Origin of the sequence: Guyparkeria hydrothermalis (genome assembly GCF_023555375.1) — a bacterium.
In the GTDB taxonomy this organism is placed as follows: domain Bacteria; phylum Pseudomonadota; class Gammaproteobacteria; order Halothiobacillales; family Halothiobacillaceae; genus Guyparkeria; species Guyparkeria hydrothermalis.
Genome location: NZ_JAJSEE010000002.1, coordinates 118,235 through 132,547, shown reverse-complemented (window position 1 = coordinate 132,547; position 14,313 = coordinate 118,235). Strand labels below are relative to the sequence as shown.

At 65.9% G+C, this 14,313-nt stretch carries 14 protein-coding genes; 6 read left to right on the top strand and 8 right to left on the bottom strand.

The window, feature by feature from the left end:
* The first annotated feature begins 125 nt into the window (after positions 1 to 125).
* Both LV475_RS03230 and LV475_RS03225 read left to right on the top strand, forming a co-directional pair.
* A complete protein-coding gene (locus LV475_RS03230; protein ID WP_250105745.1) occupies positions 126 to 794 on the top strand; it encodes an energy-coupling factor ABC transporter permease in 669 nt (222 codons plus the stop codon).
* Between the two features lie 227 nt (positions 795 to 1,021).
* Complete coding sequence (locus tag LV475_RS03225; protein ID WP_136867290.1) at positions 1,022 to 1,360, top strand: c-type cytochrome; 339 nt, start codon at positions 1,022 to 1,024, stop codon at positions 1,358 to 1,360.
* 121 nt (positions 1,361 to 1,481) lie between these two features.
* Here LV475_RS03225 and LV475_RS03220 read toward each other — a convergent pair whose 3' ends face one another.
* From LV475_RS03220 to LV475_RS03210, 3 genes are all read right to left on the bottom strand, one after another.
* Positions 1,482 to 2,282 (bottom strand): ABC transporter permease, encoded by an 801-nt coding sequence (locus LV475_RS03220; RefSeq protein ID WP_136867926.1) that lies wholly within the window; start codon positions 2,280 to 2,282, stop codon positions 1,482 to 1,484.
* The gene (locus LV475_RS03215) at positions 2,269 to 2,871 is read right to left on the bottom strand and encodes an ABC transporter ATP-binding protein (protein ID WP_156575145.1); all 603 of its coding nucleotides are present in this window, start codon (positions 2,869 to 2,871) and stop codon (positions 2,269 to 2,271) included. The genes LV475_RS03220 and LV475_RS03215 overlap by 14 nt, the downstream gene beginning before the upstream one ends.
* 141 nt (positions 2,872 to 3,012) lie before the next feature.
* Entirely contained in the window at positions 3,013 to 4,272 is a 1,260-nt protein-coding gene (locus LV475_RS03210) for a c-type cytochrome (RefSeq protein WP_250105744.1), read from the bottom strand.
* Between LV475_RS03210 and recG the strand changes: the two genes are divergently transcribed.
* Positions 4,261 to 6,504 (top strand): ATP-dependent DNA helicase RecG, encoded by a 2,244-nt coding sequence (gene recG / locus LV475_RS03205; protein WP_250105743.1) that lies wholly within the window; start codon positions 4,261 to 4,263, stop codon positions 6,502 to 6,504. The two genes, LV475_RS03210 and recG, sit on opposite strands and share 12 nt — an antisense overlap.
* Positions 6,505 to 6,710: 206 nt before the next feature.
* Entirely contained in the window at positions 6,711 to 8,888 is a 2,178-nt protein-coding gene (locus LV475_RS03200) for a transporter substrate-binding domain-containing diguanylate cyclase (protein WP_250105742.1), read from the top strand.
* A gap of 6 nt (positions 8,889 to 8,894) precedes the next feature.
* Here the strand turns inward: LV475_RS03200 and LV475_RS03195 are convergent, their stop codons facing one another.
* On the bottom strand, positions 8,895 to 10,145 hold the full coding sequence (locus LV475_RS03195; RefSeq protein ID WP_250105741.1) for an MFS transporter: 1,251 nt from the start codon (positions 10,143 to 10,145) through the stop codon (positions 8,895 to 8,897).
* A 212-nt stretch (positions 10,146 to 10,357) separates the two neighbouring features.
* Positions 10,358 to 11,212 carry a sensor domain-containing diguanylate cyclase gene (locus LV475_RS03190; protein WP_136867921.1) on the bottom strand — a complete coding sequence of 285 codons (855 nt, stop codon included), beginning with the start codon at positions 11,210 to 11,212 and terminating at the stop codon, positions 10,358 to 10,360.
* A gap of 148 nt (positions 11,213 to 11,360) precedes the next feature.
* On the opposite strand from LV475_RS03190, the gene LV475_RS03185 reads away from it, so the two are divergent.
* Both LV475_RS03185 and LV475_RS03180 read left to right on the top strand, forming a co-directional pair.
* Positions 11,361 to 11,687, top strand: coding sequence for a transcriptional regulator (locus LV475_RS03185; protein ID WP_347709471.1), 327 nt, complete (start codon positions 11,361 to 11,363; stop codon positions 11,685 to 11,687).
* Entirely contained in the window at positions 11,684 to 11,974 is a 291-nt protein-coding gene (locus LV475_RS03180) for a helix-turn-helix domain-containing protein (RefSeq protein ID WP_250105740.1), read from the top strand. The genes LV475_RS03185 and LV475_RS03180 overlap by 4 nt, the downstream gene beginning before the upstream one ends.
* Before the next feature lie 900 nt (positions 11,975 to 12,874).
* Here the strand turns inward: LV475_RS03180 and LV475_RS03175 are convergent.
* The 3 genes from LV475_RS03175 to LV475_RS03165 all read right to left on the bottom strand — a co-directional run bounded on the left by LV475_RS03175 (position 12,875) and on the right by LV475_RS03165 (position 14,132).
* A complete protein-coding gene (locus tag LV475_RS03175) occupies positions 12,875 to 13,045 on the bottom strand; it encodes a hypothetical protein (RefSeq protein ID WP_169303684.1) in 171 nt (56 codons plus the stop codon).
* 100 nt (positions 13,046 to 13,145) lie between these two features.
* Positions 13,146 to 13,643, bottom strand: a complete 498-nt coding sequence (locus tag LV475_RS03170; protein ID WP_136867951.1) for a PH domain-containing protein — start codon at positions 13,641 to 13,643, stop codon at positions 13,146 to 13,148.
* Positions 13,644 to 13,682: 39 nt separating this feature from the next.
* Complete coding sequence (locus LV475_RS03165) at positions 13,683 to 14,132, bottom strand: Sbal_3080 family lipoprotein (protein ID WP_136867950.1); 450 nt, start codon at positions 14,130 to 14,132, stop codon at positions 13,683 to 13,685.
* Positions 14,133 to 14,313 lie beyond the last annotated feature (181 nt).

Genomic DNA, 14,313 nt, shown 5'->3' with positions numbered 1-14,313 from the left:
TTGATGTGTCCGTGGTGACCGCAACAGACGAACCGTGCTGCGGAAAGGCCCAAAGCATAAATCATCGGCGCCCACCCCCCAAGATCGCTACACTGGGGCACCCTCGAACGCCTTGAGGTGATGCCATGCAGCTACCCAACCACCTGGTCTCCCTGCCCGTGGGCGCGGTCGGCTGGCTGCTGGCGCTGGCCAGCCTCGCCTGGGCGGTACGCGCCGCGCCGTGGCCCGCGCTGCGCGCCGACCCGACCCGGATTCACCTGGTGTTGCTGTCGGCCGTGTTCCTCACGGGCATGTGGTCGCTCTCGGCCACGCTGATGCCGGGGCTGACCCTGCATTTTCTCGGCGCGGCCACGGTGACCCTGGTCATCGGCCTGGAGCTGACCCTGATCGCCGGCCTGGTCGCGGCGGTTGCCTCGGCCCTGCTCTTCGGCCACGGCCTGGCGATCGCCGGCTGGACCTTCCTGCTCAGCGCCGCCCTGCCGGCGGCGATCACCTACGCCATCACACGCGCGTCACAACGCTTCCTGCCGCCGAATTTCTTCATCTACCTGTTCATCGGCGTGTTCCTCTCCGCGGTGCTGGGTGTCATCGCCCACGGCGGCGCGACCGCGCTGCTGGTGATGACGCTCGGGCTCTACGACGCGGACATCGTCTGGAACAACTACCTGCGCATCCTGCCGCTGCTCGCCTTCCCGGAGGGGGTGATCAACGGCATGCTGATGACGGCACTCGCCCTGGTCAGCCCGCAGCTGGTGATCTCCTTCGACGACCACCGCTACATCGACGGGCAATGACGCCCGGGCCAGGCCGCGTCGATCCGCCGCCGCATTGCGTCCTGACGTCGCGCGCTTGCAAGATGCAACTCTCGGCGGGGTCATCAGTCGAACGAAAGTCGGGTAAGCGTTTGTTTATGAAGGCCCACGAACGCCCAGCCGAATGGCATGGAACCTGCTTTACCCAGCCCCAGCCGAGCAGGAGTGAGCTCGGGTAATTAAATGACACGAGATATCAGGAGTTCCCCATGAAGAAACTGACCGCGATTGCATTCGCCTCCGGTCTGGCCGTTGCCTCCGCGCAGGCCATGGCCGCCGACGTCAAGGCCGGCAAGAAGCTCTACGAGCAGAGCTGCGCCTCCTGCCACGGCCAGCAGGCCCAGGGCCAGGGCATGTTCCCGGCACTGGCCGGCAAGAGCGCCGACCGCGTCGTCACCGCGCTGGGCCACTACAAGAACGGCAACCAGGACGCACTCAAGGAAATGGGCGACCTGGGCGGCTCGAACTTCGCCATCATGGCGCCGAACGCCGCCGGCCTGTCCGATGGCGACATGGAGAACCTGGGCGCCTACATCGAGAGCCTCTAAGCGCCGGCGCCAGGCCCCCGGGCACATGCCCGGGCAAACGCAAACCCGGACCATTTGGTCCGGGTTTTTTTGTGGTCGACACCGGGGCCGACGGGCCGGCTCCGTCTCGAGCCGCGCGGTGTCAGCGTCCGCTGCGCAGGCGGTCGAGGCGGAGGCGATCACGCGCATCGAACAGGCGGCGCGCGCCCAGCTGCACGGCAACCAGCGAGCCGAAGCCGGTCGCGGCCGTAATCAGGAACATGATCAGGATCTGGTACTTGACCGCCTCGACTGGCGGCGAGCCGGCCAGGATCTGGCCGGTCATCATCCCCGGCAGGCTGATCACGCCGGCGGCGGCCAGCATGTTGAGCGTCGGGATCAACCCGGCGCGCATCGAATCCGACCTCAGCTCGGCGGTGGCATCACGCACCGAGTGGCCCAGCACCAGCCTTGCCTCGATCTCGACCCGACTCTGCCACGCCGTCTGCGTGAGGTTGTTCAGCGCAAGCCCGATCCCGGTCATGGTGTTGCCGAGGATCATCCCCAGCAGCGGGATGGCGTACTGCGGCTCGTACCAGGGATCGGTCTCGATCATCAGAGTCAGGGCCAGCACGGTGACGATCAGCGCGGTAGCGCTCATCGCCGCCAGCCCGATGCCGTAGCCGTGCCAGCCACGAATGGCACGTTTCTGCCGGGCGACCACCTCGTAGCCGGCCAGCCCCATCATCACCATCGCGATCAGCAGGATCCAGGGCAGGGTCGCGGCATCGAAGACCGCCTTGAGGATCACGCCCACCAGCAGCAGCTGCAGCACCATGCGCACGCTGTTGAAGGCGAGCGTGCGGAACAGGCCCAGCCCGAGGATGATCTGGACCACGCCCAAGGCCAACACCAGGCCCGCGGCCACCATCAGGTCGATCGGCGTGAGGCTATACAGATCCATGCAGCAGCCCTCCCTCGGCGGTCATTTCCAGCCAGCGCTCGCCGCGCGAGTCGATCTCGTGCGGGTCGTGGCTGATCCACACGGCCGCGGCCTGCCGCTCGCGGAGGTAGTCGAGCAACAGTCCGGCCATCGCCTCGGCGTTGTCGCGATCGAGGTTGGCGGTCGGCTCGTCGAGCAGCAGCACGCGTGGCTCGAGCGCCAGGGCGCGCAGCACCGCCAGTCGCTGGCGCTCGCCGGAGGACAGGCGCTCGACCGGCGACTCCCAGAGCGCGTCACGCAGGCGCAGACGCGTCCACGACGACTCGGGTGGCCGGGCCGGGAAATGCTCGGCCACCGTTTCGGCCCACCAGCCGGATTCCGCCGGCACCAGCACCACCTGGCGACGCCAGTCGGTGGCCGGCATGGTCTGCTGCTCGGTGCCGTCCAGGCAGACCTCGCCCTCGTGCGGGGAGAGATCCGCCAGCGCGCGCAGCATCTGACTCTTGCCCACGCCCGACTCGCCGCGCACCGGCAGCACCTGGCCGGCAGCGAGCGCGAACGAGACGGGCGGGACGTTCGGCCCGCTCAGCTCCTTTACCTCGAACAACATAGTTCTCCCCTTCTGGAAAATGCCGTCCCGCAAACAAAACGCCGGCCCAGGGGCCGGCGTCTTTCGTGCCACCCGGATCGCTGGGCAACCCGAGTGGCTGAGGCGATGAAGCGGGTTACCGCGTCACCTTAGTGGGCCAACTTACTGGGCCGACGCGCCTGCCGGGGCATCACCCTCGGCTTCGGCCGGCAGCTCCTCGTCGTCCATGACCTCGATGTAGGCACCCAGGGCCTCAATGTCATCGTCGGTCAGGCCCTTGGCCTGCGGGATCATCGCGTAGGAGTTCGGGCCCATTTCCTGGCCCTTGCGGTAGATCTTCAGCAGGCTGATGGTCTGGTCCATCTTGGTACCGACCAGCTTGGGCGCGTTGAAGAGCTCGCCACCCTCGCCCTCGGCGCCGTGACAGATGGCGCAGGAGGAGTACAGCGCGGCACCGCGGTTGATCAGCGACTCGCTGACGATGCGCGGCTCGGCGGACTTCTCTTCCTTGGCGCCGTCGTCGCTCTCGGCCTTGGCCGAGTCGCCACCGTTGGAGCCGGCATCGCCGCCACCGTTGGTGCCACCGAACTCGTCGGCGATGTAGACCGACAGGTTGGCGATCTGCTCGTCGGAGAGGTTGGCCGCGTTCGGCGCCATGGTGCCGTAACGATCGCCCAGGCCGACCGACTTCAGGTACTCCTGGTCGCCTTCACGGTAGGCGGTCAGCTTCTTCTGCACATCGGCCGCGTCCATCTCGGTCAGTACCGGGAACGCACCGCCCTGGCCGTTGCCGTCGGCGCCGTGGCAGGCCGCGCAGGAGGCGTAGGCCTCCTTGCCGGCCGCGACGTCACCGTCGACCGCACCGCCGCCGTTGCCGCCAGCGCTGTCGCCGCCGTCGGCCGAACCACCGGCACCACCGCCGAAGGCGTCGCCGATGTAGGCGGCCAGGTCAGCGATGTCGGCGTCGGAGAGGTTGGCCGCGTTCGGCGCCATGGTGCCGTAGCGATCGCCCAGGCCGACCGACTTCAGGTATTCCTGGTCGCCTTCGCGGTAAGCGGTCAGCTTCTTCTCGGCCTCGTCGGCCGGAATGCCGGTCAGCACCGGGAAGGCGCCGCCCTGACCCTTGCCGTCGGCACCGTGACAGGCCGCGCAGGAGGCGTACTTTTCCTTGCCGGCGGCAATGTCGCCACCGGAACCACCAGAGGACGTCTCGTCGCCACCCGACTTCTCGTCCGCCGAGGCAGTCTTGGTTTCCTCTTCCTTGCTTTCCGGCTTCTCGACCACCTGCCCTTCGAGCGAGTTCTCGTCGACGGTGTTCATCAGCGAGCTGATGAAATAGAACACGACGACCAGCAGGACCAGCGCCGAAGCGAAGCCCACCAGCTTCGACATCGGATCGACCTTGGGGGTATGTTGAGCCACGAGAGTCCTCCAGAATCTTTATCGTTTTGGCATGCGCAACGGCGCGTAGTATATCGGCAAAAATCCTCGTTTGACAGAACCGGCGCCCGCATGTCTCCCTCCGCACCCAAAAAAAACCGCACATCCGGCAGGGCCACTGGCTCGGGGCGCACCAGAAAGCCATCTCCGGGGCTTTCCTCGCCCGTGGCCGACCTGCCCGGCGTCGGGCCGAAGGTCGCCGAAAAGCTCGCGCGCCTGCACATCGAGACCGTCGGCGACCTGCTCTGGCACCAGCCCCTGCGCTACGAGGACCGTGGCACCCGGCAACCGCTCTCGCCGGAACACCTGGGCGAGGCGGCGCTGTTCGAGGTCCGGATCAACGAGGTGCGCCCCCTGTTCCGCGGCAAGGCCCGGCTGGTCTGCCAGGGCGTGGGCGAGGGACCGCAGGGCCCCGTCGCCGTGACCATCTGGTTCTTCGGTCGCTTCGGGCCCACCCCGCAGGCCGGGCGCAGCTACCTCGTGTTCGGCGAGCTGCAACAGGGCCCGCACGGGCTCGAGATGGCCCAGCCGGAGCTGGTCGCCCCCAACCAGATCGGCCAGATCCGCCCGGTCTACCCGGCCACCGAGGGCATCGCCCAGCCCAAGCTGCGCCAACTGGTCGAGGCCGCCATGGAGGTGGCGGTGCGCGATCTGTCCGACCCGCTGCCCGGCGCCATCCGCGAGGCCCGCGGCTGGCCGTCACTGATGCGCGCCCTGCAACGCATCCACCTGCCCAAGCGCAACGACGGGGTGCCCGCACGCGGCGAGCCGGCGCTGCAACGGCTGATCACCGAGGAACTGGCCACCCACATCCTCGCCCTGCGCCAGCGCCGGGCGGTCACCCGCCAGGTCGCCGCCCCGGCCATCCCGCCGCGCGACCACCTGTTCGCTCAACTGCTCGGACACCTGGGCTTCACGCCCACGGGCGCGCAGCAGCGGGTGATCGGCGAGATCAAGACGGACCTGGCCCAGGCGTTGCCGATGCTGCGGCTGGTGCAGGGCGACGTCGGCTCGGGCAAGACCCTGGTGGCCGCGGCAGCGGCGCTGGACGTGATCGACGCCGGCTACCAGGTCGCGCTGATGGCGCCGACGGCCCTCCTCGCCGAGCAGCACGCCCGCAACTTCGCCCAGTGGTTCGAGCCGCTGGGGCTGTCGGTGCTGCTGCTCTCCGGCCAGCAATCGGCGGCCAACCGACGGGAGGGACTCGCGCAGCTGGCCGACGGGCGGGCGCAGATCGTGATCGGCACCCACGCCCTGTTCCAGGAGTCGGTGGACTTCCACCGACTCGGGCTGGTAATCGTCGACGAGCAGCACCGCTTCGGCGTGCACCAGCGCCTGGCGCTGACCGACAAGGGCGCGAGCCAGCCTGGTTCAGCGGGCTCTGGTGGCGCCCGTCGCCCGCACCAGCTGATCATGACCGCGACCCCCATCCCGCGCACGCTCGCGATGACGCAGTTCGCGGATCTCGATGTCTCGGTCATCGACGAACTGCCGCCGGGGCGGACCCCGGTGACCACCGTGGTGGTGCGCGCCGACCGCCGTGGCGAGGTAATCGAGCGCATCAGCCAGGTCTGCGCCGAAGGCCGCCAGGCCTACTGGGTCTGCCCGCTGATCGAGGAGGGACAGATCGAGGCGCAGGCGGCCGAGACCACCTTCGCCATGCTGGGCGAGGAGTTGCCGCATTTGAACATCGGCATGGTGCACGGGCGCATGAACGCCGCCGAGAAGCAGCGCGAGATGGCCCGCTTCAAGGCCGGCGACTACCACCTGCTGGTGGCCACCACCGTGATCGAGGTGGGCGTGGACGTGCCCAATGCCTCGCTGATGATCATCGAGAACGCCGAGCGCATGGGGCTGGCCCAGCTGCACCAGTTGCGCGGTCGCGTCGGTCGCGGCGCGACCGCCAGCCACTGCGTGCTGCTGTTCGAGGAGCCGCTCTCGGATCGCGCCCGGGCACGGCTGGGGTTGATGCGCGAGACCGAGGACGGCTTTCGACTGGCCGAGGCCGACCTCGAGCAGCGCGGCCCCGGCGAGGTGCTCGGCACCCGCCAGGCCGGCATCGCCAAACTCAAGATCGCCGACTTGCAGGAAGACCAGGGCAAGCTCGAGGAGGCCGGGCGTCTGGCCGACGAGCTCCTCGAGCGCTTCCCCGAGTCGGTCCACCCGTTGATCGCACGCTGGGTAGGCGCGGCCGGCCAGTACGGGCAGGTATAGCGGCGCGGCCTCGTCACCCCCTTGCCCGCGCCCGACGGCTGACATACAGTTTTCCTTATACCCCGATCCAGGCACGACCCAACCGGCACGACCCAACCGGCACGCCGGGCAGCCGCATGCCGCGGCGGCCGGATCGCAAGGACTCTCTCGCAACCGGCCCCACGGCCGGAACGCACCCCTGGCACCGACGGAACCACGCCCCGGCCATGAAGCGACTCTGCCTTACTCTCCTCGGGACCTGGTTCCTGCTGATCGCCCCGGTGATGACCCAGGGAGTCATGGCTCAGGGCGCGACTACCCAGGACGCATCGGCCGTGACCCTCAGTGCCGACGAAAAGGCGTTCCTCGACGACCACCCGACCGCCCGCATCGCCATGATGGTCGAGCATCCGCCGTTCACCGTCCTCGGCGACGGCTCGGGCAACGGTTTCGAGCACGACCTCCTGCACCTGATCGCCGCCAAGACGGGGCTCAGGTTCGAGAAGACCTTCGGCGCCTGGGGCGATTCGTTCCGTCGCTTCCGCGACGGCGAGGTCGACGTGATCTCGAGCATCTCCTACCGCGAGGACCGCACCCCCTTCACGCTCTACACCGAGCCGTACTACGAGCTGCCGATCTTCGTCTTCGTGCGCGACGACTTCGGCAGCTACGACGGGCTGGAAGACCTCGAGGGGAAACGGGTCGGGGTGATCGAGGACATCTTCTACGTCAAGGACCTCGAGGCCGTCGACGGCATGGAGCTGCGGCGCTACGGCACCTACCAGGAAATGACCCGTGCACTGGTGCTGGGCGAGATCGACGCCCTGGTCCAGAACCTCACCAACATCAACGCCGTGATCAAGCGCCGCGCCTACACCAATATCCGCATCGCCGGCGAGCTGGACCTGCCCGGGGTGAACGAGGAAGACCTGCGCTTCGGCATCACGCCGGACAAGCCCGCGCTGCGCTCGATCATGCAGAAGGGCCTGGATGCCATCACCCCGGCCGAGTGGCAGGCCCTCACCGCCCGCTGGCTGGATGTGCGCGGCGCGGCCACACCGGGGGCGTTGCCGGCCATCGACCTGACCGAGGCCGAGCGCGCCTACCTGGATCGGGCACGCCACATCGACATCTGCATCGATCCGAACTGGATGCCCTTCGAGCGCTTCGACGAGCAGGGCGAGCACGACGGCATCAGCGCCGACTACTTCGCCCTGTTCGAGCAGGCGCTGGGCGTGGATTTCCGCCCGCTGCCGGTGGCGACCTGGTCGGAATCGGTCGAAGCGCTCAAGGCCGGGCGTTGCGAGCTGTTCAGCCTCGCCATGCGCACGCCCGAGCGCGAGAGCTATGCCGAGTTCACCGACAGCTACATCCGGACCCCGCTGGTGATCGCGACCAAGGCGGACGTCGCCTTCATCGACGGGCTCGACGACCTCAAGGGACGCAAGATCGCGATCCCGGCGCTGTACGCCTTCGCCGAGCTGCTACGCCACGACTTCCCCGACCTCGAACTGGTCGAGGTGACCGACATCGACGCCGGCCTGGCGATGGTGCGCCGCGGCGAGGTGTTCGGCTACATCGGCACGCTCGCCACCATCGGCTACAAGCTGCAGACCGAGTACACCGGCGAACTGCGCATCACCGGCGACACCGGCAAGTCCTGGGACATGGGCGTGGCCGTGCGCGAGGACCGGCCGGTCCTGCACGGCATCATGCAGAAGGCCGTCGCCAGCATCACCGAGGAACAGCGCCGGGACATCAACAACAAGTGGATCGCCATCCGCTACGACCAGCGCGTCGACTACACCCTGCTCTGGCAGGTGAGCGCGGTGTTCGTGCTGCTGATCGTCGCCGGCGGGCTGATCTACTGGAAGCAGGCCAATCTCAAGCGCCAGCTCGAGGCCGCGTACCGGCAGTCCGAGCGGCTGGCCGTCACCGACAAGCTCACCGGCGTGTTCAACCGCCACCGCCTCGACCTGGCGCTGGGGGAGGAGACGCGCCAGGCCGAGCGCTACGGCGAGGGCTTCGGCGTGATCATCCTCGACATCGACCACTTCAAGGCGATCAACGACCGTTACGGTCACCGTGCCGGGGATGCCGTGCTGCGCGAGTTCGTCGATGTGCTGCGTCGCAACTGCCGCCAGACCGACCTGCTCGGCCGCTGGGGCGGCGAGGAATTCCTCATCATCGCCCCGCATGCCGACAGGGCGAACCTGGTTGCCTTCACCGAAAAGCTGCGCGAGGCGATCGAGACCACGCCCTTCACCGAGGCCGGCCGCGTGACCACCAGCATCGGCGCCAGCCTCTACCGCCCGGGCGACACCCCCGACACGCTGGTCAAGCGCGCCGACGACGCCCTCTACGACGCCAAGCGCCAAGGGCGGAACACCGTCGCGTTTCGCTAGGACTGCCTAGGAGGCCCGCGCCTCGCTCGCGTGGGGGTCCAGCGGCTTGCCATCCCCGTCCAGGAGCTGATGGTCGTAGGCCGCCTGCAGGCCGGTTTCCCTCTCGTTTTCCGCCGCCGCTTCACCGAGGGGGCGCGGGTACAGGGGCGAGAGCATGGCGACCACCACGCCGATCGCGGCGAACATGGCGAACGCCTGGTTGTAACCGAACTGCTCGACCAGCACGCCCACGACCGGTGAGCCCGCCGCCTGACCGAGCGAGACCGCCACGAAGGGCAGCACCGGCCCCAGCGACAGGCGCCCGGGCAACAGGCGGATGCCGGTCATCAGGTAGAGCCCCGTCAGGCTCATGTAGGCCAGGCCGAAGACCAGGGCGGAGAAGGCCGCCAGGAACAGGTTGCCGGGGCTGGCGGCGAGCAACGCCAGGCTGGTCGACAACATCATCAGCATCAGTGCCTGGGTGATCGGCGGGTTGTTGCGGTCGGCGAGATCCGCCACCACCGCCCCGCCGAGACCGGCGATGCCGACGGCCAGCCACAGCCAGCCGGTGGCACCGGGCGGCAGATCACCCAGCGTGACCACGAGGTCCGGCGCGAAGATCCAGTAGGCCGCCGAGACGAAGCCCATCAGGAAGGCGAACACCGACAGCCGCCCGAGGCGCCACCACTGCAGCGAGGTGATCGGCGGCGGGGTCTCGGCCTCCCTCGGCGTGACCCGCGACACCGATGGAATGACGAACCACGTGGCCACCAGCCCGATGACGGCCAGGAAGGCAAACGAGCCGTAGGCGATCCGCCACGCGTCGGCCAGCAACAGCACCGCCGGCACGGCCACCGCCACACCCACGCTGGTGCCCGCGTTCATGATCGAGCTCACCCGCCCGTGCATCGAGCGATCGACCACCGCCTGCATCGCCCCCGACAGCGCCGGCATCATCAGGCCGGTGGCGACACCGCAGGCAAACACCCCCACGCCCAGCGACACCGCATCCGGCGACTGGCTGATCACCAGCAGCCCACTGGCCGCGAGCGTGCCCGAGAGCATCGCCGTGTAGCGGGCGCCCATCCGCTTGGCGAGCGTTGGCGCGGCGAACGAGGCGAGGATGAAGCTGATCAGCGGCAGGGCACCGATCACGCCGACCACGTCCGGCGACAGCCCCAGATCGGCGCGGATCGGCGGCACAAACAGGCCGAAGGCAAAGCGCGCGAGCCCGTAGGTGATGGCGATCAGGCCGGCACCGAACAGCGCGAACCTCATGCTCGAAGGGAATTGCATGTCACCCCCGCCGGACTCGCATCGAGAAAGTGTGGTCCTCGGCGGCCTTGTCGCACGCCGCAAACCGAACCTTCAGAGCCTAGGATTCTCCCGGGCCAGGTTCAAGCCGGCCTGCGTCCGCCCCCACGCGGGCCGAAACGGTCGGCAGCCGCGCCACCAGCCGAAGACGGCAATTTGTCAGCGCGTCAGCCGGTTTACGATCGGCGCCCCTTCAGCCGGTACATTTCGTCGTCCGCATGGCTCAGCAGGGTATGGGCATCCTCTCCGTCCGCCGGATAACAGGCCATGCCGATGCTGCAGGCGACGGTCTTCATCCCGTCGAACTCGGCGCCCAGCGGCTCGGCCAGGACCGCGGCAATCTCGTCGACCTTCATGGCGACGGCATCCGCCGACGGGATGTCCGTCAACAGCACAATGAACTCATCACCCCCCATGCGGGCCACCGTGTCCGTCTCGCGCACGCAGCGTTCCAGCCGCCGGGCGATCGTGCAGAGCATGCGATCCCCCATCGCGTGGCCATGGCTGTCATTGATCGACTTGAAGTCGTTGACGTCCAGGAACAGCAGGGCGAGCCTGCGCTGATGGCGATGGGCCGCACGCAGGGCCGAGTCCAGGCGGTCGTTGAACAGCGATCGGTTGGTCAGCCCCGTCAGCGGATCGTGATGAGCAAGGAAGCGCAACTTGTCCTCGGCCAGCCTGAGCGCCGTCACGTCCCGCGCCACGCCGATACGCACGCCGTCCTCCTCGGACCAGCGGGCCGACCAGAGGATATCGACGACCGAGCCGTCCTTGCGGATATACCGGTTGTGGAAATCGTTGTGCGACTGACCGCTCATCACCCGGCCAATCGAGTCGTGTGTCGCCTCCAGATCGTCGGGATGCATGTAGTCGGTGATCGGCGTGCCAATCAGCTCCTCGGCGCGGTAGCCAAGCAGCGCCTCGCAGGCATCGCTCACGAAGACGATCTGGTTGTCCGCGTCGACCACGAAGACCGCGTCCATCATCAGGTGGATCAGCTTCGGGTAGAGCGCATCGATATCCACGGGCATGGTTTCGGGCTTCGGCTAGGTCAGGTGGCTGCCAGTGTAGCCTCAACAGGGCGGGAATCCGGGACAGAATCCCCATCGCCGGAATCCGAACAGTACGCGGGCTGGGTAAGGTGCCGCCCCTTCTCCACGAGTTGCCCAGAGTACGCCATTGGCGTATATTTTTGCCATGCACACGGTGGCCGAAACACCCATCTTCCAGAAGTACGCCAAGGAAATCTGGTCGGAAGACGAACGCATGGCTTTCATCGAGTGGATCGCCGCCAACCCATGCGCCGGTGACGTCATCCCGGGCTCGGGAGGTTGTCGCAAGGTGCGCTGGTCTCGCTCGGGGATGGGCAAACGTGGCGGTGCCCGGGTGATTTACTTCAACGTAACCGACGGACGGATCTGGTTACTCATCGCGTATACCAAGGCCAAATTCGACAACCTGGAACCGTCGTTTCTGGCGAAACTGAAAAACGAGGTGGAACCATGACCGCCAAGCATGATGCCGAGATGGAGACGTTCCAGAACGACCTGCTCGAATCGGTAAAACAGATGAAAAAAGGCGAGGCCACGAGGGTGACCGAGGTAGAACTCACTCCAGTCGCCTCGTTGCGGGCACGCATGGGGCTCTCGCAAACTCAGTTCGCCCGACTGCTCGGCGTGTCCGTCCGCACGCTCCAGCAATGGGAACAAGGCAGACGTCATCCCACGGGGCCGGCCAGGCGATTGCTCGCGATTGCCGAGAAGCGTCCCGACGTGTTGCTTGAGGATTCCTGATCGTTCGGAGATTCAAGCCACGGCAATGCCCTAACCTTTTTTGCGGGGAGCCTTGTCGCGGAGGCGGAACGGTTTCGGGCGTTTGTCACGTCCGGAGGTTTCGATCACACCGCCTTGCCAACGCCCGAGGCACTTTCTATTGCTTGTCCAATAGAAAGTGCCCAAAGACAAGGACACCCCGGCGCCTTGGCCCTTCGGGCTTCCCTCGTCACCACCGGGTAGCGGACGGGTCGGTTCGACGCGACATCGTGTCGCGCAGAACCTCGGAGCGACGTCCATGTCGCTCCGACCCTGCAACCCGGCGGTAACGAGGCAAGGCGCAGGGGCCCCGGGGATTGCCAGCCGAGAATCCCTCGTTGAAAAACTACCTTTTCTGCCCGCCCGAACGCAGGACAGCCGCACCGCGGCTTTCGCGGCCAAGGGCCGCTCCCACAACCACCCGATCCCCGGTGAGCGAGCCCCGCTCGCGAAACGCGCCAACGGCGCGTGCCCCGCCAGCAATCCCTCACCAATCCATCGCGCCTAAAGGCGCTCCTACACAATGCACACCCCGTAGGAGCGCCTTCAGGCGCGAATCTCCATCAGGAGCAACGAATCATCAGCCACCCACCCCCCCTTCGCCCTTGCCGAGCGGCCGGGGTGCCGCAGGGTCAGCGCCACAAGGCCGTGGCGCTGAGGTTCGCCGCGACAGGACGTCGCGTCGAACCGACCCGTCCGCGGCACCCCGGACGGGAGGGAAGCCCGCAGGGCCAAGGCGAGGGGTGCCCTTCTCTTTGGGCACTTTCTCTTGGGCAAGCAAGAGAAAGTGCCTCGCGCGCCTGGCAGCTGAGCCCGCTCAAGATGCACAGCAGATCAAGCGTGCGAAAACCCAGTTGATCAAAAAAGGTTTTCCCCCTTTCGCTAACCAAGCTCGAGAAACCCTGAGGTTATAGTCGCCAGCAGTAGCCAAGTAGTAGCCACCATGCCAGCACGCCACCCATCACCATGATGGATGTGGCCTAGTAGCGCCTTGTAAAGATAGAAGATCATCACGATGCCAAGGAACCACTGAATAATTTTGAGAATGATCATCGCCTCTCCTTGGCTTCATGAATATCTACTCTGCCCCCTCAGATCAATTGAACAAAAGGGGTCAGAACCCTTTCATCCTGACCCATTTCTCTATAAAAATCTACAAATCCATTTTGTCCCGGAGAGCTGCTCGCAAAATCGCTTTTATGTCATCTGGTTTTCCTTCGTAAAGCCATAAGTCAGCGAGCGGCTCGCCTCCACCTGCCAACCCTCTGGCCAAACTTCTCCAAAACCCCACTCGCTCTTCTCTATCCTTTAGCAATACCCCCACCCATCTTCGAGTAAACGTAAAGTCTCTTATTTCATCCCATCGATAGAATATGTCTTTTCTTCCCTCAACCAGAATCCCCTCGTCCGAAAGTTCAATGACCTTATTTCGAATCAGAAAAAGCTTCCAGGTCAAGAACGCAAACAGAACAGACAACGGCGAAAGCAGCACGCCCACAGCAACCGAAGTTGGCGAAACCCCCACCATCCATATAGGAGCAAAACTTGCCATTGAGAATGCAAAGGCGGGCATCATAATAGAAAAGTGGTAAACCTGATCTCTTTTAATAACCGTTTTCATTTTTAAAACAACATTGTTATGACGCGCCATGGAAAGAGAAAAAGGGGTCAGAACCCTTTATCTCTTTCCTCAATCCTGACCTTCGGTATCCGCACCACCAAACAACTCCTCAACCAATGGCTCAATCTTGCTACGCGTCGGCCCAAACTTGTCCATCCGACCACCCCCATTCCGGGCGTCATAGGTCGCACGCCCCTCAAGCCCATCCTGGCCAAATACCTTGAGATCGGCATAGGACAGGTACATCGCCATGTCCCAGCGCCAGTTGGCGGTGTACTCGAGGTAATGGGAGCAGCCGACCGGTCGTTCGTCCTTGTACACCTCGGTAGAAAGTCCCTGCTCCTCGATCAGCTCGCAGACGGCCGGTTCGAAGCCGTCCATCAGGACGTCGGGGTTGTGTTCGACGCAGATGCGCTCGATGTCGTTGTCGGCGACCGGGTCAACGGTCTGGGTGATGGAGCAGCCGCTCAGCCCGAGCAGCAGGCCGAGGCCGGCGATGACTTTCGCTTGCGGTGACATGACACCTCCTTGGTCAGTGGTTATTCCCTGTGGGGCATTGCGCCCGAATGCGCATGGTCGCATGTTTGAAAGGCCGGGTGCGCACCCGGCGCGGGCGGCCACACAAACAAAAAGGCCAGCGCCCGGCGGGGGTCTCCCCGCTCGGCACGCTGGCCTCTCTCTTCCAGCTTCCAGCTGTCCG

Coding starts and splice junctions, on each gene's coding strand:
- LV475_RS03200 (WP_250105742.1), top strand. CDS start 6,711: ATGAAGCGACTCTGCCTTACTCTCCTCGGGACCTGGTTCCTGCTGATC.
- LV475_RS03225 (WP_136867290.1), top strand. CDS start 1,022: ATGAAGAAACTGACCGCGATTGCATTCGCCTCCGGTCTGGCCGTTGCC.
- recG (WP_250105743.1), top strand. CDS start 4,261: ATGTTGAGCCACGAGAGTCCTCCAGAATCTTTATCGTTTTGGCATGCG.
- LV475_RS03230 (WP_250105745.1), top strand. CDS start 126: ATGCAGCTACCCAACCACCTGGTCTCCCTGCCCGTGGGCGCGGTCGGC.
- LV475_RS03180 (WP_250105740.1), top strand. CDS start 11,684: ATGACCGCCAAGCATGATGCCGAGATGGAGACGTTCCAGAACGACCTG.
- LV475_RS03195 (WP_250105741.1), bottom strand. CDS start 10,145: ATGAGGTTCGCGCTGTTCGGTGCCGGCCTGATCGCCATCACCTACGGG.
- LV475_RS03220 (WP_136867926.1), bottom strand. CDS start 2,282: ATGGATCTGTATAGCCTCACGCCGATCGACCTGATGGTGGCCGCGGGC.
- LV475_RS03170 (WP_136867951.1), bottom strand. CDS start 13,643: ATGGCGCGTCATAACAATGTTGTTTTAAAAATGAAAACGGTTATTAAA.
- LV475_RS03215 (WP_156575145.1), bottom strand. CDS start 2,871: ATGTTGTTCGAGGTAAAGGAGCTGAGCGGGCCGAACGTCCCGCCCGTC.
- LV475_RS03190 (WP_136867921.1), bottom strand. CDS start 11,212: ATGCCCGTGGATATCGATGCGCTCTACCCGAAGCTGATCCACCTGATG.
- LV475_RS03175 (WP_169303684.1), bottom strand. CDS start 13,045: ATGATCATTCTCAAAATTATTCAGTGGTTCCTTGGCATCGTGATGATC.
- LV475_RS03165 (WP_136867950.1), bottom strand. CDS start 14,132: ATGTCACCGCAAGCGAAAGTCATCGCCGGCCTCGGCCTGCTGCTCGGG.